The 20,109-nt window shown below is 64.1% G+C and carries 20 protein-coding genes; 12 read left to right on the top strand and 8 right to left on the bottom strand.

All coding sequences use genetic code 11. From position 1 onward, the window contains the following. Positions 1-277: 277 nt before the first annotated feature. The 9 genes from METFAM1_RS20890 to msrA all read left to right on the top strand — a co-directional run bounded on the left by METFAM1_RS20890 (position 278) and on the right by msrA (position 6,233). The gene (locus tag METFAM1_RS20890) at positions 278-829 is read left to right on the top strand and encodes a hypothetical protein (RefSeq protein WP_157256621.1); all 552 of its coding nucleotides are present in this window, start codon (positions 278-280) and stop codon (positions 827-829) included. 94 nt (positions 830-923) lie between these two features. Next, entirely contained in the window at positions 924-1,577 is a 654-nt protein-coding gene (locus METFAM1_RS0111960; RefSeq protein WP_020647591.1) for an HNH endonuclease, read from the top strand. Between the two features lie 69 nt (positions 1,578-1,646). After that, positions 1,647-1,976: a hypothetical protein gene (locus METFAM1_RS0111955; protein ID WP_019915509.1), complete on the top strand. Its 330-nt coding sequence runs from the start codon at positions 1,647-1,649 to the stop codon at positions 1,974-1,976. Between the two features lie 67 nt (positions 1,977-2,043). Beyond that, complete coding sequence (locus METFAM1_RS0111950; RefSeq protein ID WP_019915508.1) at positions 2,044-2,700, top strand: hypothetical protein; 657 nt, start codon at positions 2,044-2,046, stop codon at positions 2,698-2,700. 1,168 nt (positions 2,701-3,868) lie between these two features. Beyond that, positions 3,869-4,285 carry a hypothetical protein gene (locus METFAM1_RS0111930; protein WP_019915503.1) on the top strand — a complete coding sequence of 139 codons (417 nt, stop codon included), beginning with the start codon at positions 3,869-3,871 and terminating at the stop codon, positions 4,283-4,285. Positions 4,286-4,345: 60 nt separating this feature from the next. Continuing rightward, positions 4,346-4,543, top strand: a complete 198-nt coding sequence (locus METFAM1_RS0111925) for a hypothetical protein (RefSeq protein ID WP_027490910.1) — start codon at positions 4,346-4,348, stop codon at positions 4,541-4,543. A gap of 102 nt (positions 4,544-4,645) precedes the next feature. Beyond that, positions 4,646-5,134 carry a GNAT family N-acetyltransferase gene (locus METFAM1_RS0111920; protein ID WP_019915501.1) on the top strand — a complete coding sequence of 163 codons (489 nt, stop codon included), beginning with the start codon at positions 4,646-4,648 and terminating at the stop codon, positions 5,132-5,134. 146 nt (positions 5,135-5,280) lie between these two features. Continuing rightward, positions 5,281-5,730, top strand: a complete 450-nt coding sequence (gene msrB, locus METFAM1_RS0111915; protein ID WP_019915500.1) for a peptide-methionine (R)-S-oxide reductase MsrB — start codon at positions 5,281-5,283, stop codon at positions 5,728-5,730. After that, positions 5,727-6,233, top strand: a complete 507-nt coding sequence (gene msrA / locus METFAM1_RS0111910; RefSeq protein WP_019915499.1) for a peptide-methionine (S)-S-oxide reductase MsrA — start codon at positions 5,727-5,729, stop codon at positions 6,231-6,233. Before msrB ends, msrA begins: the two co-directional genes overlap by 4 nt. A gap of 15 nt (positions 6,234-6,248) precedes the next feature. Here msrA and METFAM1_RS0111905 read toward each other — a convergent pair whose 3' ends face one another. The 6 genes from METFAM1_RS0111905 to METFAM1_RS0111880 all read right to left on the bottom strand — a co-directional run bounded on the left by METFAM1_RS0111905 (position 6,249) and on the right by METFAM1_RS0111880 (position 12,271). Continuing rightward, positions 6,249-6,896: a CPBP family intramembrane glutamic endopeptidase gene (locus METFAM1_RS0111905; RefSeq protein ID WP_027490909.1), complete on the bottom strand. Its 648-nt coding sequence runs from the start codon at positions 6,894-6,896 to the stop codon at positions 6,249-6,251. A gap of 157 nt (positions 6,897-7,053) precedes the next feature. After that, entirely contained in the window at positions 7,054-8,007 is a 954-nt protein-coding gene (locus METFAM1_RS0111900) for a PEP-CTERM sorting domain-containing protein (protein ID WP_019915497.1), read from the bottom strand. 468 nt (positions 8,008-8,475) lie between these two features. After that, positions 8,476-9,519, bottom strand: a complete 1,044-nt coding sequence (locus tag METFAM1_RS0111895; RefSeq protein ID WP_019915496.1) for a heme-dependent oxidative N-demethylase family protein — start codon at positions 9,517-9,519, stop codon at positions 8,476-8,478. Positions 9,520-9,529: 10 nt separating this feature from the next. Further along, positions 9,530-10,489, bottom strand: coding sequence for a PDR/VanB family oxidoreductase (locus METFAM1_RS0111890; protein ID WP_019915495.1), 960 nt, complete (start codon positions 10,487-10,489; stop codon positions 9,530-9,532). Next, the gene (locus METFAM1_RS0111885; RefSeq protein WP_019915494.1) at positions 10,486-11,082 is read right to left on the bottom strand and encodes a dimethylamine monooxygenase subunit DmmA family protein; all 597 of its coding nucleotides are present in this window, start codon (positions 11,080-11,082) and stop codon (positions 10,486-10,488) included. Before METFAM1_RS0111885 ends, METFAM1_RS0111890 begins: the two co-directional genes overlap by 4 nt. A gap of 70 nt (positions 11,083-11,152) precedes the next feature. Continuing rightward, positions 11,153-12,271, bottom strand: a complete 1,119-nt coding sequence (locus METFAM1_RS0111880; protein WP_019915493.1) for an aminomethyl transferase family protein — start codon at positions 12,269-12,271, stop codon at positions 11,153-11,155. 171 nt (positions 12,272-12,442) lie between these two features. On the opposite strand from METFAM1_RS0111880, the gene METFAM1_RS0111875 reads away from it, so the two are divergent. After that, positions 12,443-12,841, top strand: a complete 399-nt coding sequence (locus tag METFAM1_RS0111875) for a GFA family protein (RefSeq protein ID WP_024300660.1) — start codon at positions 12,443-12,445, stop codon at positions 12,839-12,841. A 106-nt stretch (positions 12,842-12,947) separates the two neighbouring features. On the opposite strand, the gene METFAM1_RS0111870 is transcribed toward METFAM1_RS0111875, so the two are convergent. Both METFAM1_RS0111870 and METFAM1_RS0111865 read right to left on the bottom strand, forming a co-directional pair. Next, positions 12,948-15,230, bottom strand: a complete 2,283-nt coding sequence (locus tag METFAM1_RS0111870) for a trimethylamine N-oxide demethylase (RefSeq protein ID WP_019915490.1) — start codon at positions 15,228-15,230, stop codon at positions 12,948-12,950. Between the two features lie 104 nt (positions 15,231-15,334). Further along, complete coding sequence (locus METFAM1_RS0111865) at positions 15,335-16,696, bottom strand: trimethylamine monooxygenase (RefSeq protein ID WP_019915489.1); 1,362 nt, start codon at positions 16,694-16,696, stop codon at positions 15,335-15,337. A gap of 667 nt (positions 16,697-17,363) precedes the next feature. On the opposite strand from METFAM1_RS0111865, the gene METFAM1_RS0111860 reads away from it, so the two are divergent. Beyond that, positions 17,364-18,158: a TorF family putative porin gene (locus METFAM1_RS0111860; protein WP_408630416.1), complete on the top strand. Its 795-nt coding sequence runs from the start codon at positions 17,364-17,366 to the stop codon at positions 18,156-18,158. 51 nt (positions 18,159-18,209) lie between these two features. Further along, complete coding sequence (locus tag METFAM1_RS0111855; RefSeq protein WP_019915487.1) at positions 18,210-19,910, top strand: APC family permease; 1,701 nt, start codon at positions 18,210-18,212, stop codon at positions 19,908-19,910. Positions 19,911-20,109 lie beyond the last annotated feature (199 nt).

Genomic DNA, 20,109 nt, shown 5'->3' with positions numbered 1-20,109 from the left:
ACCGCAGATGAGAGGCTCTGATAAACGGACGGCGGCAGTAACGCGATGAAAAAATTAAGGAATCAGCTGCGTTGTCCGCTGGAATATCACGCAGGTGTCTGGAATATCCATCAATCTTGATGTCTACATCAGGTTAGATTGCTTACCTACCCGGAGCCCTCCGATGATTCAACGTGTAACTCTCGTGTCAGTCATATGCCTGCTAGTTGGCTGTGCCTCGCAGCAGTCTTCTCAGCAGTCGTCCTCGCAACCACAAACCTCTGCATCCGCATGTGGCGTGACGGTGATACAAGACGGAACAACAATTCAGAGCAAACAAAACGGGCGCGTTCGGTTCTATGAGCTGAAGGGCGCTCCGTTCCGCTTCGAGGTTCCGTCGGCTCAATGCAATCCAAGTGTTGGAGTCTTTCTTTCGCTCCCCGACTTTCATTACGTCGCTGACAGTCCGTTGGTAGCAACTACGACCGGCTTCAGCATGGCGGGTGGAAATGAGATCAGAGACGTTCTATTCCTGCGGTCCGAAAATCCGAGACTCGTTAACGGCTACGAGGGAATCTTTGACTCCGTGAAAAAGGAATATGAGGCCCTCTGCACTGAGTTGGGGAAATGTCCGCTAAAGGTGCGGGCATATAGAAGCTATTGGAATTTTGTCGGTGAGAAGGACGACACCACCACGACACGCGCGGACTTCAAGCGTCTCACCTTGGAGAAGCCGCTCCAAGGGTATCGCGGCGACATCCCTGTCGTGGTTTACACAAAGGTAAAGGATGTGTCCGGTGGATATCTGAGTGCAATGGAAACACACCCCATTGTCCTGCGCTTCAAGTAGCTATGCGCCATAAGCAATCTAACCCTGCGGTCCACACGGACCTTGCGCATAGAGCCGCGCAAGGCCGGTGACCTCCACGCTAGGCGGCCCAAACATGCGCTGCATCTTCTGCAAGACGGAGTCAACGTCCAGTCGCGCTGTCGAGCACATCATTCCGGAGTCCATGGGCAACACGAATCACGTGCTGCCAGTCGGCGCTGTCTGCGACTGGTGCAATCAGTACTTCGCTCGCAAGGTTGAACGGCAAGTGCTTGAGTCGCCCACCTTTCGGCTTATCCGAGCGAGCATGGAGGTGCAAAGCAAACGCGGTCGGGTTCCCCAATGGGAGCCAAGCGACGGCACCTCAAAGCCTGACTACCGTTTGATGGGGCGCTTCCTAGCCAAGGTCGGCCTAGAAGTTCTCTCATTCAAAACCCTAGATGTCGACGGCTGGAACGACGAAGTAGTGGACAAGGTTGAACTTGACGAGCTACGAAACTACGCACGGTTCAACATCGGGAGCGACTGGCCGTTTACCACGAGAACACTGCACCCAGTGAATGCACAGTTTGTGGAAGACGATCAAACTTTTCACTTGCTGCATGAGTTCGATATTCTCCTTACCAGTAGGTCAGAAGCATTTCTTGTCCTCTCGCTGTTCGGCGTTGAGCTTGGAATTAACCTCGGCGGTAGGTCGCTGGAGGGCTACCGTGAGTGGCTCGAGGGTCATCGCTATGGCAGCCCGCTGTACGCCGGCAAGAACGCCTAACCCTTCCATCGAGGGGATGCCCAACCGGCTGCGCCGGTCGGTCACCCCTCATGTCAAACGTAACGCGCAATGAAGCTGGTGCCTCATCACTCATTTGACGACCGGCAGCAAGCGCTCACGGTGGCGATCCTGGAGGCCATCGCCGCCGAATTGAGGAAGGTGGACGCGCCGAGCGAATTGATCGAGCAACTTACTGGGTCTATTGCGTTTGCAGTTACTGCTTTGCTTGACGATTCAACGTCTGTGGACTTTGCGGACGGAGAAATATCGCCGATGCTCACTTTCCAAGTTGGTAATGAAGAACTCGCTTACGCAGGCGGGAACACTTGGATGCACGAGTATGTGTACCGGCTTCTCCCGAGCGTTCTTCAGCGAATGAGTGACACGGACGATGTGTAGTCTGCGCTATAACACGACAGTCAACCGGACCGCCTTCGGCGTCCGGTCACTTCTACGTTAGACCTCTATGCCACTTCCCTTTCGCGTGACAGACAAAGGCATTCAGGCGCTTGAAGAAAAGATTGGCGTCTCTGCTGGCTTCTTCGAGGCGCTGTACGACGAGGATGACTGGTCATTCGTCATCAAGCTGCACGCCCTTTTAGAGGCCGCGTGCACGCACCTCCTCATGTTTCACTTTAAAGAGCCTGACCTTGCTGACGTCTTCAGTCGACTGGAACTGAGTGGCAAGACGGTTGGCAAGATCGTCTTTCTGGGAAAGATCGGACTCCTTGGAAAAGAGCATCGGCGCTTCGTTTCGGCGCTATCCGAGCTCCGGAACGATCTTGTTCACGACATCCGGAACTCCCAGTTCGACCTCCAACAGTATGTTGAGGTGCTGGACGCCACCGCCCTAAAGAACTTCGCTCTTTCGTTCAGTCCGTACGAATCAATCATTCGCGGTCTACCGGATCTACCCCTGAAAACGGAAGAAGAGCGCCTACGCATGAAGGAGGCTACGAGCATCACGGAGATGCTGGAGCGAGCGAAAGCGACTCCCAAGTTCCATATCTGGGTCGGAGCACATGCCACGCTGGTTCAAATCGTCGACATGCAGGGCTACAGCGACTACAAGCAATGGGTGAAAGCAAAGCACAGTTTTGGCGCCGGCGATGAAGAGGTCTAACCCTTTCATCGAGGGGTCGTCCTCCAGCAGGCTTCGCCTGCCTCCGGCCGCCCCTCATGTCAAACGTCAGGCGTTTCAAGCCATGCCCGAAGACTTCAAGCGCGAGGGAAACCGGAAACATCTGTACATCCGGTCAACCAAGCTTGATCGATCAAAGCAGTTTGGAATCGACTACTCGCGGGTCATCGAGGTTCAGGTTTGAAACAAGCGCATGAAGCAAGCGTGAAAGCTTCCGTCCGAACAAATGTCCTGTTTGTTTGCAGCCGAAACCAGTGGCGAAGCCCGACGGCGGAGCAGGTGTGGCGTAAGCATCCATCGCTCTTGGTCAGGTCTGGCGGAACAAGTCCGAATGCGAGGCACGCCGTCACCACTGCCGACCTTTCATGGGCTCATGTGGTCTTCGTAATGGAAGAGAAGCACAAGTCCCGGCTAATGACTGAGTACAGGCGAGTTCTCGAAAACAAGCCGATTCACGTCCTGGATATTCCGGACGAGTACCGGTACATGGACGCCGAGTTGGTCGAGCTGATTGAAAAGTCGGTGGGGGCGATTCTTGGGCTCGAATAGCGGACGCTCTGTCCCGGTGTGCCCGCAAACGCCTTTGGGCGGCGGAGTTCGGCGTGCTGTGCACGAAGCAGCGAGTGCAACGGTCAGCGAGATTGAAGTTGACTGCACTCCGCGCTTGCGTGGCGTCGGGACATCCTCCAAATCAGTAAAGAGGGGGCCGGACAGAGTCCATGCAGTCAATGGGGACCGAACACTGATTGAACGAGGAAGCATGAAAGCGTGACCACTAGGTTGCTCCTGTTTCGCCTGACCGTCGCGCGATGAGGCAGCGCGGTCGCCGCCCGTCCCACGTTGAGATCATTCATGTCTGCGCGCTGCCCACACTGCAATGCACGACTGTCCTGGCTGAGCTTGAAGCGCGCTTTCCGTTGCTCCTCGTGTGGCTCCGATCTCGCCGCGAGGACGTTCTGGCCCTGGCTTGCGACCATCGGGCTCTGGTCGCTTGCGGATATCCCGCTCCGGATGGCGATGCCGGTGGCCGAGGGCGCTGGGGCGCTTCTCGGTGTTGCCGTGAGGGCGAGTGCGAGCCTCGGCATCGGCTATACCATCGCTTGTGTTGTCGTGGGCACTTTCAGCACCGTTTCGATGGCGAACAAGGCACATGAGCGCACCGCGTCCTGAGCACGGTGCACGCCGTTCGATCGTGTCTGCAACGGGCGTGATGCTCGGCATTGCGCGGTGCGCAGCGCTGCTTGGCCTCGGTCTGGTTGGCCTGCTGTATCTGAACGACGCCGTCTTCAGTGCCTGGGTCGCGGGCGGACCGCCGGGGCCTCACAAGCTGGGCTGGGAACGACGTTCCCTCGCTTCGTTCCTCTGGTCGCTCGCCGCCTTTGTGGCGGCGGTCGGCATGTTTCGGGCGCTGGGTCGCCTTCCGCGGATCGGCACGCTGGCCTGTCTTCTGCTCGCGGTGGCGGCCGGTCTGGCGCTTGCCCCCTTGGTTGCGCGCGAGATCATGATCGATGCCTGTGTCGACAGGGGTGGCCGCTGGGTGCATACGGCGCTCGAGTGTGAGCACTAGCCCGGCGTATGCTTGACCGGCGCGCTGCGGGACGCAGCAGCCGTTTGAGAGGAGCGTTCCATGGGATTTCCTGGCATGAATCACGGGCTGTTCTTCCTGCCCTTTCTGGTGATCTTCGTCATTCCGGCCTGGCGCATCGTCAGCAAGGCCGGGTACAACGGAGCGTTCTCACTGCTGCTGCTCGTGCCCTTCGTCAACGTGATCGCGTTGTGGGTGTTCGCCTTTGCGGAGTGGCCGGCGCGGGGGCGCAGCGAATAGTCTGCAATGCCGCGCGGGTCGCCTGCGCACCGCCGTTGCTTGATAGGGCCGTCAAGCACGATCCGCCCGACCGCAGGGTTCAACCGAATCAGTTTTTTTGAAATGCAGATACGTGAAGCGCTTGAATCCGACCTCGATGCGCTGATGGCGGTGTTTGCCGCGGCGGTTCACGATCTTGCGGGTCGCGCGTACACCCGCGAACAGTGTTGCGCCTGGGCACCGCTGCCGCCGGATCCGGAAGTCTGGCGCGCCCGCCTGGCGCGTCTGCATGCCCGGCTCGCGTGCGACGGCGATGAGGTGGCCGGTTTTATCGGCTACACGCAACAGGGTCACGTCGATCTGCTGTTCACGGCGCCGCAGCATGCGCGCCGGGGTGTGGCGTCCGCACTCTTCCGTGCGGCTTGTACGGACCTCCGCCGCGCCGGCGCCGAGCGCGTCTTTGCCGAGTCCAGTCTGGCGGCGCGCCCATTCTTCGAGCGCCACGGGCTGGCCGTCGTTGCCGAGGAGGTCGTGCTGCGTCAGGGCGAGGCATTGCGCCGCTTCCGCATGGAGGGCGCACTGCCATCTCCGCATGTTCCGACGGCGCCTTGAAGCGGTCTGTACCGAGCACGGCAGAACGGCCTCGGACCCTGAATGCGGGCGCACGATGAGCCGAGCCGTTCGCGCTATCCTCGGCGATGACAAGAAACGCAGAACGCGCCCGCGGGGGCGCGGTCTACGACGCCACAGGAGGACGCATGAAGACCTATACGAAATCACCCGAGGCGATCGCTCGCCTCACGCCTGAGCAGTACCGGGTTACGCAGCAGAACGGCACCGAATACCCGGGCACCGGCGAATACCTGCACAACCACGAACCGGGCATCTACGTCGACATCGTGTCCGGCGAGCCGCTGTTCGCGTCGAGCGACAAGTTCGAGTCCGGCTGCGGCTGGCCGAGCTTCACCAAGCCGATCGAGCCGGCGCACGTGACCGAGTTGCGCGATGCCTCGCTCGGCATGATCCGCACCGAAGTGCGCTCGGCGCACGGCGACAGCCATCTTGGCCACGTCTTCCCGGACGGCCCGCGCGACCGCGGCGGGCTGCGTTACTGCATCAACTCGGCGTCGCTACGCTTCGTGCATCGCGACGACATGGTGGCCGAGGGTTACGGCGACTATCTGGATCAGGTGGAGGACGTGCGATGAGCACCGAACGCGCTGTGCTTGCCGGCGGCTGTTTCTGGGGCATGCAGCAGCTGGTCCGCCGCCTGCCCGGCGTGCTGTCGACGCGCGTGGGCTACAGCGGCGGCGACGTGCCGAACGCGACCTACCGCAATCACGGCACGCACGCCGAGGCGATCGAGATCCTGTTCGATCCGGCGGTGCTGAGCTATCGCCGGCTGCTGGAATTCTTCTTCCAGATCCACGACCCGAGCACGCCGAACCGCCAGGGCAACGACCGTGGGCCGTCCTACCGCTCGGCCATCTACTGGACCAGCGAAGCGCAGCGCGACGAGGCACTGAATACCATCGCCGACGTCGATGCGTCCGGCATCTGGCCGGGCAAGGTGGTCACCGAGGTCGAGCCAGTCGGCGATTTCTGGGAAGCGGAACCGGAGCACCAGGACTATCTGGAGCATTTCCCGAACGGCTACACCTGCCACTTTCCGCGGCCGAACTGGGTGCTGCCGCGCAAGGCTGGTCAGTAAGCGCTGCGGGGCCGGTCAGACGCCGGCGTTGCAGAAGGGCAATACATCCCAGAGCATGTGCGCGAACACCGGCGGCCACAATTGGCCGCTGCGTGCGAAGTGCAATGCGAAGGTCAGTCCGATGATGGCGACGCCCAGCATGCCGACCGGGCCCTGGTAAAGGTGATACGAGGTGCGCAGCAGCAGCGGAAGGCCGATCGCGACCGACAGGCCGAATCCGCGCAGGCCGCGCGTCAGTACGCCCAGCAGGAATACCTCTTCGAAAGTGCCATTGACCATGGCGGTCAGCACGATGACGGCCGACGACGGTTGCGACGCAAGCATCATCTGCTGAACGTGACCCGCGCCAGAGCTTCCGGCAAAGGGCTCGGTGGCGAACACGGCCACAAGCCATGCCACGAAGGCCAGCAAGAGGCCGACAAGGCTGCCGCGCACGGTCGGACGAGGCAGTGCGGGTTGCAGGTCCTGCTGCTGCCACCGAAGGTAGGTGAAGGCGGCGATTGCGGCCGAGATCTCGAACATGCACGTCCAGAGCATGCCCGAGTCGTTGAAGCTCTCGACCGGAAAATTCCTGGCGGCGGATTGCAGTGACAGCGTGATCGGCAGGCCGAAGCAGAGGAGGGAAACAACCCCTGCTTCCCGCAGAGTGAGTGTGGTGCGCAAAGAGGGAGGGTCCGGACCGTGTGTGAAAGGGGCGCCGGATGTCGTTCACGACATGCCGGCGATCCGCAGTCTAGCCATATCGCATCGGTCCTGCATCACTTTGGCATGATGCGCCGCCGCCGGTTCGCGCGCACCGGCGGCAGCTGCCGTATCTCGATCAGGTGGTGCGGCGGCGCGCAATGGCGCCCAGCACCGCCAGACCGGCGGCCATCAGGCCCCAGGTGGCGGGTTCGGGCACCGGCGGTGCGACGGCGGCCGTCAGCAGGCCGGTATTGCCTTCGAGCGTGTAGCCCTGCGGCAGCAGGATGCTCAGGCGGCCGGTGTTGAAACCATCGACCGCGCCCCAGGACTGGCTGTAGTCGAACGGCGGGCCGGCTTCGGGATGGATGGGTTCGGGCGTGACCTGGGTGCTGAGGTTGTTCACCAGCACGAAGTTCTGGCCTGGCGCCATCGTGACGGTGAGCCGGATTTCGCCGATCAGGTCGTCCATGTCGTCGTTGATGACGCTGCTGGTGGCGCCGGCGTAGGGCTCATCCACATAGACGAAGCCCGGTTCGAAATAGGTGACGTTGCCCTTGCTTTCGGTGCGCACGGCCGTGTCGTCCAGCAGGTCGGTGCGGAACACCAGTTGCGACTGGTAGTTCACATTGGTGAAGGCCACGGTGCTCGACGGCACGCCCAGCGTCAGCGTGCCGACCAGCTGGTGGAACACGTTGCCGCTGTAGGTGTGGAAGCTGCCGTCGAAGGTGAATACGAAGGTGACGTCCACCGGACCGCTGCCCGGCGTGCCGACCAGCACGCCGCTGCTCGTGTTCTGGGCGAAAGCCGAGCCGATCAGCAGATCGGGGACACCGCCGACGCCGCGGCTGTCGATCTCGCTGAACACGCGCACCGTGCCGGTCGCATCGTCGCCCTGTGCCTTGCCGACGAAGGTGACGCCACCCGCCGACACGTAAGGCGTTTCATCGAGGTTCACCGACTGCAGACCGCCGCCGCTGACGATCTGGCTTTCCGATGGCGTCACCCATTGCACCTGGGTCAGTGCGTGGGCCTGGAGCGGCAGCGTGGCGAACAGGGTGAGCACGGAAAGACGGGCAAGGGCGCGCGGCATGGTGACCTCCTGGGGCGGTTGAAGAATGAGTCCCGTCCCGCAGCAAGATGCGCACCACCTGAGTGCTGTTCGCATTCAAATCAATCGTTTGCATGCGAACGGAAGTGTACGGCCTGTGCGCTGTTAGGCATGTCGACACCCTCAAATAGAGGGGGCGCGTCGCACGATGACAATGTGGGAGCGGTCCTCTGACCGCGACGGGGCCGCAGATCAGCCGCTGCCGTCAATCTTCGAGGCGCGATGTCGGTCTGATTCGGACACTGCGGCTCGCCGAAGCCGCATCGCGGCCAAGGCCGCTCCCACAAGAGCACGCCAGATTCGCTGCCGCAGATTTTGTGGGAGCGAGCTTGCTCGCGATTATGCGGGCCGACGCGCTGCTGGACAGATTGAGGCGGCGCTGCGGCCCGTGAACGAAAACGGCGGACACGGGCACCCCCCATGTCCGCCGCGAGCGCGCTGAGGCGCTGCTTACTCCGGTTGCGTACCGGCCGGCAGCACTTCGCCGTCGTCGAACTTCGACAGCCAGTCCAGCGTGGTCGGCTTGTAGCGCACCAGACCCTTGTACTCGGCCAGCTCGTTCGGCAGCGTGCTCAGCACGCGATGCAGACGCTTGGCCCAGCGCGGATAGGTGGCCAGCTCGTTCATGCTGGCCAGATAGCCGCGGATCGAGAACAGCATGCCGTTGCTGCGCGGCAGGCGGAACAGGGCCTGCAGTTCGACCCGCAGGTGCACCTTGTCGCCGACGTTGTCCGGCGTCACGCTGGCGCGGTCCGGACCCCACTCGGGATAGGTTTCCGGCGAGGTGTCGAGGCGCGGGTTGATGGTCATGGTCCAGTTCAGGCGGCGCACCGGGCGGCCCTGCTGCAGCATCAGCAGGTACTTCAGCGCGCGCTCGAACACGCCCAGCTCATGCGCCAGCGGCACCGGGCCGTGCCATTCCATGAAGCTCATGCCGGCGTCGAACATCAGCGACCAGTCGGCCTGCGAGGTGATCATGCCGGCGTCGGCGAACAGGTCGTTGTCACGCTGGTCCATGATGACGAAGTCACCCTGGGTCTGCCGCGTGATGTACTCGAAGGGCGGGCAGGGCAGCGTGGCGGCGTCGCCGAAGGTGAAGGCCTGCTCGATGCCCAGCGGCTTGTTGGTCCAGGTCCAGCGCGTGCCGTCCCGGGCCAGCGTGAACATGTCCGGGTAGTCGCGCGACAGCGATTCCATGATCAGTTCGAGCGTGTCCCACTCCGCGTCCATCATGTGCGGCAGCGACACGCAGCGGCCCGGGTCGCGCTCCAGCGTGATCGCGCGGTCGCGCATTTCGGCGATGTAGTGCTCGTCGATGTCGAAGGCGTTCTCGAACACCGAACCGGCCGGCCCCTTGGTGTGCGGTTCCATGTTGACCGAGTACATGTACTGGTCCTGATGGAAGGGGAAGGGGAAGCGGCGGATGGCCGCCAGCGAGTTGCGGTAGGTGTAGTCGTCGCGGAAGGTTTCGTCCGGCTTGAATGCGATGCTCATGTCGTCTTCCTCACAGGTTCAGGGTCAGGCAACCGCCCTTCAGGCGCGACACGCAGGGCATGATCTTCTTGCCCGACGCGCGCTCGTCGGCGCTCAGATACAGGTCGTGATGGATCAGCTCGCCTTCGGCGCCGAGCACTTCCAGTTCGCACTGGCCGCAGGCGCCGCCGCGACAGAGGTAGGGCGCGTCGACGCCCTGCTGCTCGATCGCTTCCAGCAGCGACAGATCGCTCGGCACGGTGAAGGCCTTGCCGCTCAGCGCCAGCTTCACGTCGAACGGTTCGCCACCGGTCGGCGCCAGGAACTGTTCGCTGTGCAGATGGCTTTCCGGCCAGCCCAGCGACTTGCCGGCGTTCATGCTGGCGGCCACCATGCCGGCCGGACCGCAGATGTAGAAGTGGGTGCCCAGCGGGCGACCGGCCAGCAGCGAGCCGAACTCGATCTGTTCGCGGCGCGACTGCACGTAGTGATGCACGCGGCCCGGCGCCAGCGCCTCCAGCTCGTTGGAGAACACGCCGAATTCGGGGCCGCGGTAGGCGTAATGCACTTCGAAGTCCGCGCCCAGGCGGGCCAGTTCGCGCGCCTGCGAAAGAATCGGCGTGATGCCGATGCCGCCCGCGACCAGGATGTGGCGACGGCCGGTGCGGATCAGCGGGAACAGGTTCACCGGCGCCGAAATGTCGATGCGCATGCCTTCGCGCGCCTGCTCGTGCAGCCAGCGCGAACCGCCGCGCGACTCTTCCTGCTTGCGCACCGCCACGCGCCAGGTGTCACGCACCGTCGGGTCGCCCAGCAGCGAGTACGGGTTGCGGTGCGGGCGATCGCCCAGCGGCAGCGACAGCACGATGTGGCTGCCGCCGGAGTAGACCGGAAAGTCCTCGCCGTCGGTGCGCGACAGGCTGAATTCGCGGATGCCCGGCGCCAGTTCGCGGATGCGGCGGATTTCTACATTGAGGGATGCACTGCTCATGGGTAGACCACCTCCGCAGCGGGGACCTCGCCCGGCACTTCGGCGTCGATCTGGAAGCCCATGTAGGCTCCCAGCCGGCGCGAGAAGTGGTCGCGCACGAACAGCGATCGTCCGCAGCCGCTGCATGAAACGATGTTGGTGTGCACGCCGCGCGTGATGGTGCGGCAATGCACGCAGAACACCGGGCGTGCCTTGCTGCCCAGTTGTGCGTAGCGAACTTCGTCGCGTCCGACGCCGAAGCCGTCGGCCACGCGCGACGCCTGCCACACCGCGTCCTCGGGGCCGGCGAGATAGATGCGCGTGCCCATCTGCGCGACGTAGAGCGCGTCACGCAGCACTTCCAGCGCCTCGGCCAGCGAGTGCGTTTCGAGATAGAGCGCGCTGTCGGGCAGACCCTGCGACCAGCAGCTGCGCGTCTCGGCCGACGTGCTGCCCAGGTGGATCAGCGTGATGGTGCCGGCGGGCGGGTTGGAGAGCAGGCGCTGCGCCAGAGCGGCGTCCTCGGCGGCAACGAACAGGATGTGATGCGTACCGGCGCGATCCCATTCGAGCTCTGCGTAAACCGGCTGGCTTTTGATGGCTGGGGTGCTCATGCGGCGTCTCGATGCGAGTTGCAGACATGCCGCGCGCCGGAGCGCGCGGCGGGTCGGGTTCGATGCGCGATCAGCGCTTCTTGTCCGGATGGGTACGTTGACGCAGCGGGTCGTAGAACGGCGTCGGCACCACCAGCGCGGCCAGCTTGCCGGCCTTGCTGGCAATGGTCAGGCGGGTGCCGATGTTCGAGTACGACGGCTTCAGGTGCACCATGGCCAGCGACTGCATCAGCAGGCGGCTGTACGAAGCCGAGGTGACCACGCCGACTTCCTTCTCGCCGTCATAGATCTTGGCGCCGGCTTCCACCGCTTCGTGGTGCAGCACGGTCATGCCGGCCTGCTTGGCGCGTTCGCGACCCTTCAGTGCGAGCACGGCAGCCTTGCCGATGTAGTCGCCCTTCTTGTCGAGGTCGACCGCCCAGTCCATGTTCACTTCCCACGGCGTGGTGTCGCCTTCCGGCATTTCGAACGGGAAGAACAGCAGCGCGCCTTCGACGCGCGTCAGGTCCAGAGCCGTCCACGAGCAGGGGATGACGCCCTGCGGCTTGCCGGCTTCCAGGATGGTGTCCCACAGGAACACGGCGTCGGCCGCGCTGCAGTACACCTCGTAGCCGCGCTCGCCGGAATAGCCGCCGCGGCCCAGCGTCACCTTCTTGCCGAACAGCGTGGTTTCGACGTGGTTGAAGTAGGGCAGCGCGGCCAGGTCGGTCGGCGTATGCGGGGCCAGCACGTCGAGCGACACCGGGCCCTGCAGCGACAGGATGTGCACGTCGAGGTCGGCCTCGATCTTCACGTTCTTGCCGGCAGCCAGTGCGGCCAGCGTCTTCGGCGTGGCGCCGCTGCCGTGCGAAATGCGGAATTTGTCGGCGCTGTCGCGGATGATCATGATGTCGTCGACCAGCGCGCCGGCTTCGTTCACTTCGCCGCCGAGGCGGGCGGTGCCCGGCTTCAGCTTGGTCACGTCGATGGTGACCAGGCGGTCGATCACGGCTTCGGCGTCCGGGCCGGACACGTTGACGATGTTCAGCGCCGACACGTCGTACAGGCCGGCGCGGGTGCGCGTGGCGACGACTTCGTCGTGCGGGCAGCTGTTGTAGCTCCACGGGATCGGCATGTTGTTCCACGTATCGCCGTCGAGCTTAGAACCGAGCTGGCGGTGCCGCTCGTTCAGTACCGAATTCCTCTGCATTCCCGGATCTCCTTGTCGTGGGCGTCGCCGCGCTGCGCGGTCGATCTGGGACTGATTCTGTTGTCCGGGGGAGGTCGGGACAATTCTCAAGAGGGGTTACCCCCTAGGTGGTATGTGCTCAGTGGCGCCTGCTGCGTACGCTGCGCGCATCACGAACAGGGGAGGCGAGCGATGGCGAAGGCCGGTGGAGGTGAAGGTGCGTGTCTGTGCGGTGCCGTGCGCTACCGCGTGCGGGGAGCGCTGAGCGCACCGGTGGCGTGCCATTGCAGCCAGTGCGCCCGCACCAGTGGACACCACGCGGTGATGGCGAGCTGCGCCGACGCCGACCTCGACATCATGGCGGGCGACACCCTGCGCTGGTACGCCTCGTCGCCCAGCGTGAAACGCGGCTTCTGCGCCCGGTGCGGCGGCAACCTGTTCTGGAAGGACGCCGGATCCGACGTTACCTACGTGACCGCCGGCACGCTGGATAGGCCGACCGGACTGAAGCTGTCGGCCCACATCTTCGCCGGCTCGCGCGCCGACTACTACGACATCGACGACGAGCTGCCGCGCAGCGACGCCTGGTAGGGGCGAACGGTCACCGCGCGACTGAGGCGGTGCGGACTGCATTCCGGAAATGAAAAGGCGCGGAACGGCTTTCGCCGCTCCGCGCCCCGCTGCCTGCGTACGGCGATCAGGCGCGCACGCGCGCCTTGGTCGGGTCGTAGTGCGAGGTCTTCACCTGGGTGGCCTTGATGCGTTTCTGGTGGCCGTCCAGCTTGCCGATCTCGACTGTGGCGCCCAGCTCGACCGCCGACACGTCCAGTCGCGCCAGCGCGATGGTCTTGCCGAGGATGGGCGAACGGGTGGTGCTGGTGATCTGGCCGATCTGCGCGCGACCGTTGAAGATCGGGTCGCCGTGCGCCACCAGTTCGGTGCCTTCGATGTCGAGGCCGACCATGACGCGCGCCGGGTGGGCCTTGCGGCGTTCCAGCGCGGCCTTGCCGACGTAGTCATCCTCCTTGTCGGCCGCCACGGCGAAGCCGATGCCGGCTTCGAACGGGTCGGTCTGATCGCAGAAGTCGTACTCGGCGAAGATGAGCGCCGCTTCGATGCGCAGCATGTCGAGCGCCGCCAGACCCATCGGCGCGATGCCGTGCGGCTCGCCGGCCTTGGCGATGGCGTCCCACACCTGCACCGCGTGCTTCGGGTGGCACCACACCTCGTAGCCCAGCTCGCCGGTGTAGCCGGTGCGCGACACGACGACCGGCAGGCCCTCGATCTTGCCCACGGTCAGGCGGAACCACTTCAGTTCGTCCATCGACGCATTGCCCGGCGGCGTGACGACGATTTCGCGCAGGATGTCGCGCGACTTCGGGCCCTGCACCGACAGGTTGTGCAGCTGGTCGGTGGACGACTTCACCCACACGCGCAGGTTGTGCTTGGCCGCCAGTTCGCGCAGCCAGACGCCGCAGTAGTCGTCGCCGCACACCAGACGGAAATTGTTCTGGCAGAGCCGGAACACGGTGCCGTCGTCGATCATGCCGCCATGCTCGTAGCAGAGCGCGGTGTAGACGATCTGGCCGACGGCCAGCTTGCGGATGTTGCGGGTCGTCGCCAGCTGCAGCAGCTGTTCGGCGTCCGGGCCGGTGATTTCGAACTTGCGCAGCGCGGACAGATCGATCATCACCGCGCGCTCGCGGCAGGCCCAGTATTCGTCGATCGGGCCGTTGGACGAGAACGAGTCCTGCAGCCAGAAGCCGCGGTACTCGACCATGCGGCGGGTGAGCGCGGAGGTACGGGCGTGGAAGCCGGTCTCGCGGGTCAGTTTGGGGGCGGCGTCGGGCGTCATGCGGTGTGCGATCCCTTTGGAGAAGTTGTTCGAGGCGTCATAGACCCGCACGTGGATATCCGTCGGGTTCCAGCCGTTGGCCGGGTCGATGTCGTCGGTGCAGGACGAAGAGGCGCAGACCAGATCGGTCATCGCGCGCAGCAGCACGTAGTCGCCGGCACGCGACCACGGTTCGTCCAGGCTGATGCTGTCGTCGTGGTTGACGATGGTGTTGTAGAAGAAGTTGATCGCCGGCCAGCCCGCGCGACGCGCCACGCCGTGCGGTTCGAGCGCGTTGTTGAAGTTGTCGCTGCAGTTGGCGTGACCGGGGTAGCCCATGTCGTCGTAGTACTTCGCGCTGCACGCCAGCATGAAGGTGTCGTGGCGGCCGACGGTGTCGCGGACCACCTCGACCAGCGGCACCTGGCGCTCGTCGTAGTACTTGTTCAGCAGGCCGGGGCCGGGGCTGGCCGAACCCATCAGCGTGCGCGTGGTGGTCGGGTCGAGGTCGTACTCCTGGCCCTGCGCCAGTGCGGCGGCGTCGAAGGCGAGGAAGTCGGAGCACTGGCGGCCGTCGACGTCGATCACCTGTATGTAGTCGCCGGCCCTCACGCGGTAGGCCTGCGCGGTGCCGGCCGCGATGCGCAGGTCGAGCACCGGCGGTGCCAGCGGCGGCGGCGCGACGCCGGCCACCGGTTCGGCGCACTCGATGTCGGCGATCAGTTCGGTCGGTGCGTTCTGCGCGTCCGGTTGCATGTCCTCGCCCGGTGCGTGCAGCGCGCAGCGCACGGTGCCCGGTGCGGTGACGACGCGCTGGCTGCCCGGCAGCCCGTCGCTGCCGAACACTTCGGCACAGACCAGGCTCCAGCCGGCCGGTGCGCCGCTGAGCAGCGCGCGGGCGAAGGCCGGCACGTCGGCCGGCGTGGTGACGGGCAGGCCAGGCAGCATGGCCGCGGCGATGCCGGTCGGGCCGGCGACGTAGAGCAGCCCCGGCTGCAGGCCTTCGGGGTCGGTCAGCGTGAGGCGGTCGCCAGCGGCGAGGTCGAAGGACACCGCCGCGCCGCCGGGGGCGACGTGACGGACGTGGCGCGCACGCGTTCGCGCGGCAGTCGCCGGATTCAGCGAAGGTTCGACGATCGTGTTCATGTCATGGAAGCACCCGCGACCCGACGTGCCCGGTGGTGGCCGGGCACGTCGGGTCGCATCAGGGTTGGTCGGTCACGGGCGTGTCACCCGTGGGCACCGGGCCGTCAGGCCTGCTCGGTCGAGGCCGGCTCGTTCAGGTAGGCCTCGAGCGAGTCGTCCAGCGCCTCCAGCCACGAGGTGTGGTGCGGCGTGGCCATGGTGCCGGTCATCAGCGAGCGGTAGCACTTGTTGCGGTAGCCCATGATGTCCTCGTACTTGTCCTTCTTCCATTCGAGGAAGGTCTGGTTGACCTCAGGAATCGGGAAGCTCGGGTAGTCGGTGGCGTCGATCAGGTGCTGGATGTACTTGCCCTGGAATTCGAACATCTGCTGCGCGTCTTCCAGCGTCAGTTCCTCTTCGCGCCACTTCATGTCCTCGGCGTGCATCTCTTCGTACGACGGCACCGGCAGACGGCCGAGGATGACGTCGCGCGCATACCAGGCCTGGGCGTCGAACATGTTGAAGCTGTACCACTGGTCCTGCATGCCGAGGTACATCAGCTGCGGGTTCTCCTCCCACATGATGCCCTTGTACAGATTGAGCGGCCACAGACGGTTGTCGGTCTTCAGGCGCAGCTCTTCCGACAGGAAGGGGAAGTGGTGCTTGTAGCCGGTGCACAGGATGACGGCGTCGATGTGTTTGCTGGTGCCGTCGGCGAAGTGGGCGGTCTTGCCCTCGACGCGCAGCAGCTGCGGCTTCTCTTCCCAGTTGTCGGGCCACTTGTAGCCCATCGGGTTGGTGCGGTAGCAGCTGGTGATCGAGCGGGCGCCGTACTTGTAGCACTGCGAGCCGATGTCTTCCGCCGAGTAGCTGGCGCCGACGATGAGCACGTCCTTGCCCTTGAATTCGAGCGCGTCACGGAAGTCGTGCGCGTGCAGCACGCGGCCGCCGAAGGTTTCGAAGCCCGGGAAGTAGGGCACGTTCGGCGTAGAGAAGTGGCCGCTGGCGACGATGACGTAGTCGAACTCTTCCGAGTAGGTCACGTCCTGGTCGTAGTTGTGCACGGTGACCGTGAACTTCTTCGTCTTGTCGTCGAAGGTGACGTTGCGGGCGGCGGTGTTGAAGCGGATGTACTTGCGCACACCGGCCTTTTCGACACGGCCCTTGATGTAGTCCCACAGCACTTCACGCGGGGGGTAGGAACCCATCGGGCGACCGAAGTGCTCGTCGAAGGTGTAGTCGGCGAATTCCAGGCATTCCTTCGGACCGTTGGACCAGAGGTAGCGGTACATGCTGCCGTGCACCGGCTCGCCGTGCTCGTCCAGGCCGGTGCGCCAGGTGTAGTTCCACATGCCGCCCCAGTCCGACTGCTTTTCGTAGCACACGATTTCCGGAATGTCGGCGCCCTTGGCCTGGGCGGACTGGAAGGCCCGGAGCTGGGCCAGGCCGCTGGGGCCGGCGCCGATGATGGCAACGCGCTTCTTCATGATCTGTATCCCTCTTGTGTGGTCCGTTCTGGATACGACCGCGGCATGCTCTCGGCCGCCCGGTCGGTCGCTGGACGTCGTGCATTCGCCGCGTCTCAGGTGCGGCGAATGATGCGAAGGCGGATCAATGCCCACAATTCTCAAGAGGGATTACCTCTTAAGGAGTAAGCAGGGGCCAGGGGTTAGGGGCTGGGGGCTAGAGGGCCGCGCCCTGACCTCGTGTGGCGCAGCCACACCTGTTCCCTAGCCCCTGATCCCTAGTCCCTAGCTCCTCGACTCACCCGCCCCTTACCCCCAAAGAGGTAATCCCTTGTGAGAATTGTTCCGACGGCGGCCCGCTTCCAATAATCGGACCCACATCGAGACGACCGCGCAACGTTCGCCGGTCGCGAAGTGCGGGGAGATCAGGGTGACGCAGTGCAGCTGCCGTTTTGACGCCGATCACGGACACGCCTCTCCGGACCCCTTCCGCACTTCTTCCTTCAGCACTCCCGCCAGTCGCAGCGTTGCGGCCGGTGCAGATTCTTCGCCACACCCGTTTCCGAGTATCAGGGTCGCATCCGGCAACGACGCCAGGTCGCGCGCCGACTCACAACCGGACAGCTATGGGCAGGCCGTCCGCTTTTTCAGATCGCCCGAAACCGTGGATCAACAGAGGGAGAACACCGTGCTTAACCACCGACGTCATCGCAACACCCTGAGCGCCGTATTGCTGGGCCTGCTCGCCGTACCGTTCTGTGCCCAGGCAGAAGAAGCCGCCGCACCGGCCTACACGATCAGCGCGAACGTGGGCCTGTTCTCGCAGTACATCTTCCGCGGCATCAGCTACACGCAGGAAAATCCGGCGGTGCAGGGCGGTTTCGACCTCGCGCATTCGAGTGGCGCTTACCTGGGCATCTGGGGTACCAATGTGAGCGACCTGGCGCTGTCGAACGCGACCGGCGAGATCGACGTCTATGGCGGCTTTGCCAAGACCATCGATGACTGGACCTTCGACGTCGGCTTCCTGCAGTTCATTTTCCCGGGCGGCAAGTACGATCCGTCCGGCGAGAGCCTGAACACGCTGGAACTGAACGCGGCGGTGACGTGGAAGTTCATCCAGCTGAAGTACTCGTACGCGGTGACCGACTACTTCGGTTTCAGCAAGAAGTCCTTCGGTGCGGATTCGGACGGATCGGACTACATCGAGCTGAACGCGAACTACGAGTTCATGCCGTCGTGGATCGCCAACGTTCACGTCGGTCACCAGAAGGTGAAGAACTACGACGATTACGACTTCACCGACTGGAAGGTGGGCGTGACGAAGAACTTCGAAGGGGGCTGGCAGGCGGCGGTGGCGTATGTGGACACCAACGCGGACAAGAACTTCTACACGATCTGCGATACGGCGGGCGGGGTGTCCACACGCTGCAAGGACACCGGCGACAGCAAGTGGCTGATCTACGTGAAGCGCACGTTCTGATGACCAGGGGGCCGCAGCAATGCGGCCCCCTGCGCACAAGGGGGATATGACATGAGCAGCAATGCGGATGTGATCGGAGCGGCGCCGGTACGGTCGGCCAGCCGCGCCGAAAATGCTTCACTGCACCGGAAGATCGACTGGACCGGTGCGTTCTGGGTGGCCAGCGGCGTACCTGCGCTGGTGCTGTTTTCCATCGGCGCCATCGCCGCCACGGTCGGCAAGCCGTCGTGGATGGTGTGGGCGCTGTCGATCGGCTTCGGCTTCATACAGGCCTTCACCTATGCCGAAATCGCCGGCCTGTTCCCGCACAAGTCGGGTGGCGCTTCGGTGTATGGCGCGGTCGCCTGGGTGCGTTACAGCAAGATCATCGCGCCGGTGTCGGTGTGGTGTAACTGGTTCGCCTGGTCGCCGGTGCTCGCCATCGGTTCCGGTCTGGCGGCCGGCTACATCCTCGGTGCGCTGTTCCCGGCCGATGCGGCGATCAACACCTGGCAGCTGACGCTGCTCGACCTGAGCTTCATCAAGTCCGGGCTCGAACTGCGCATCAACGCGACCTTCCTGGTCGGCGTCGTGCTGCTGCTGGCGGTGTTCGGCATCCAGCACGGCGGCATCCTGCGCTCGGCTCGCACGACCATGGTGCTCGGCGTCACGGCGCTGATTCCGCTGATGCTGATCGCGCTGGTGCCGCTGCTGTCCGGCGACATGCCGTCGACCCACTTCTCGCCGATGGTGCCCATCGCCTACGAGAACGGTCTGGTGGTCGATGGCACCTGGAACATGGCGGGCGTCACGCTGATGGCAGGCGGCCTGTTCATCGCGGCGTGGTCGACCTACGGTTTCGAGACCGCGGTCTGCTACACGCGCGAGTTCAAGGATCCGAAGAAGGACACCTTCAAGGCCATCTTCTACTCGGGTCTGCTGTGCATCGTCGTGTTCACGCTGGTGCCGCTCGCCTTCCAAGGCCATCTCGGCCTGGGTGAGGTGGTGACGCCGCCGGTGGTCGAAGCGGACGGAACGGTCAGCTCGCCGGCGGTCTACAGCGGCATGCTGGCACCCGATGTCTACAGCGGCATGGGCGTGGCCAACGTGATGTCGCACATGGTCGGCGGCGGCGAAGTGGTGGCCAATGTGCTGGTCGTCATGCTGGTGCTGGCGGTGCTGCTGTCCATCATGACCTCGATGGCAGGCTCGTCGCGCACGCTGTACCAGGCTTCGGTCGATGGCTGGCTTCCGCGCTACCTGTCGCACGTCAATGAGCATGGCGCGCCGACCCGCGCGATGTGGACGGATCTGGGCTTCAACCTGATCCTGCTGCTGATGTCGGACTACGTGTTCGTACTGGCCTGCTCCAACGTCGGCTACATCATGTTCAACTTCCTGAACCTGAATTCCGGCTGGATCCATCGCATCGACCGTCCGGACTGGGAGCGTCCGTTCAAGGCGCCGAAGATCATTCTCGCCATCGGCGTCGTGCTCGGCTTCGTCAACCTCGCGCTGATGGGCCTCGGTGCAGACATCTACGGCGCCGGTACGCTGACCGCCGGTCTGGTGTTCGCGTCGCTGATCATCCCGGTCTTCCTGTACCGCCACTACGTGCAGGACAAGGGCAAGTTCCCGGACGCGATGCTGGAGGACATGCACCTGAACGACCAGCTGGCGGAGGGCGGCAAGCGTGCTGGCGTCCTGCCCTACATCACGCTGGCTGCTGGCGTCGCGGTGGTGATCATCGCGCACAACATGGCGGTGTATTGATGCAGCAGAGCCGTCGCGCGCTCGCGTGACGGCCGCGGAACGATGTCCGCACTTGCCGGCATCGGCCACTCCTGCGGGAGTTGTCGGTGCCGGTTTTCTTTTGGCGTCGCGGCCTCGGCGCCGTCGGCGCGCGCCTACCCAGAATGGCTTACTCCCTCTTGAGAATTGTCCGGCCGATGGCGCTTGCAGATAATCGCTC

The sequence above is a fragment of the Methyloversatilis discipulorum genome (assembly GCF_000527135.1).
In the GTDB taxonomy this organism is placed as follows: Bacteria; Pseudomonadota; Gammaproteobacteria; order Burkholderiales; family Rhodocyclaceae; genus Methyloversatilis; species Methyloversatilis discipulorum.
This window is presented reverse-complemented; position numbering and strand designations above follow the sequence as displayed.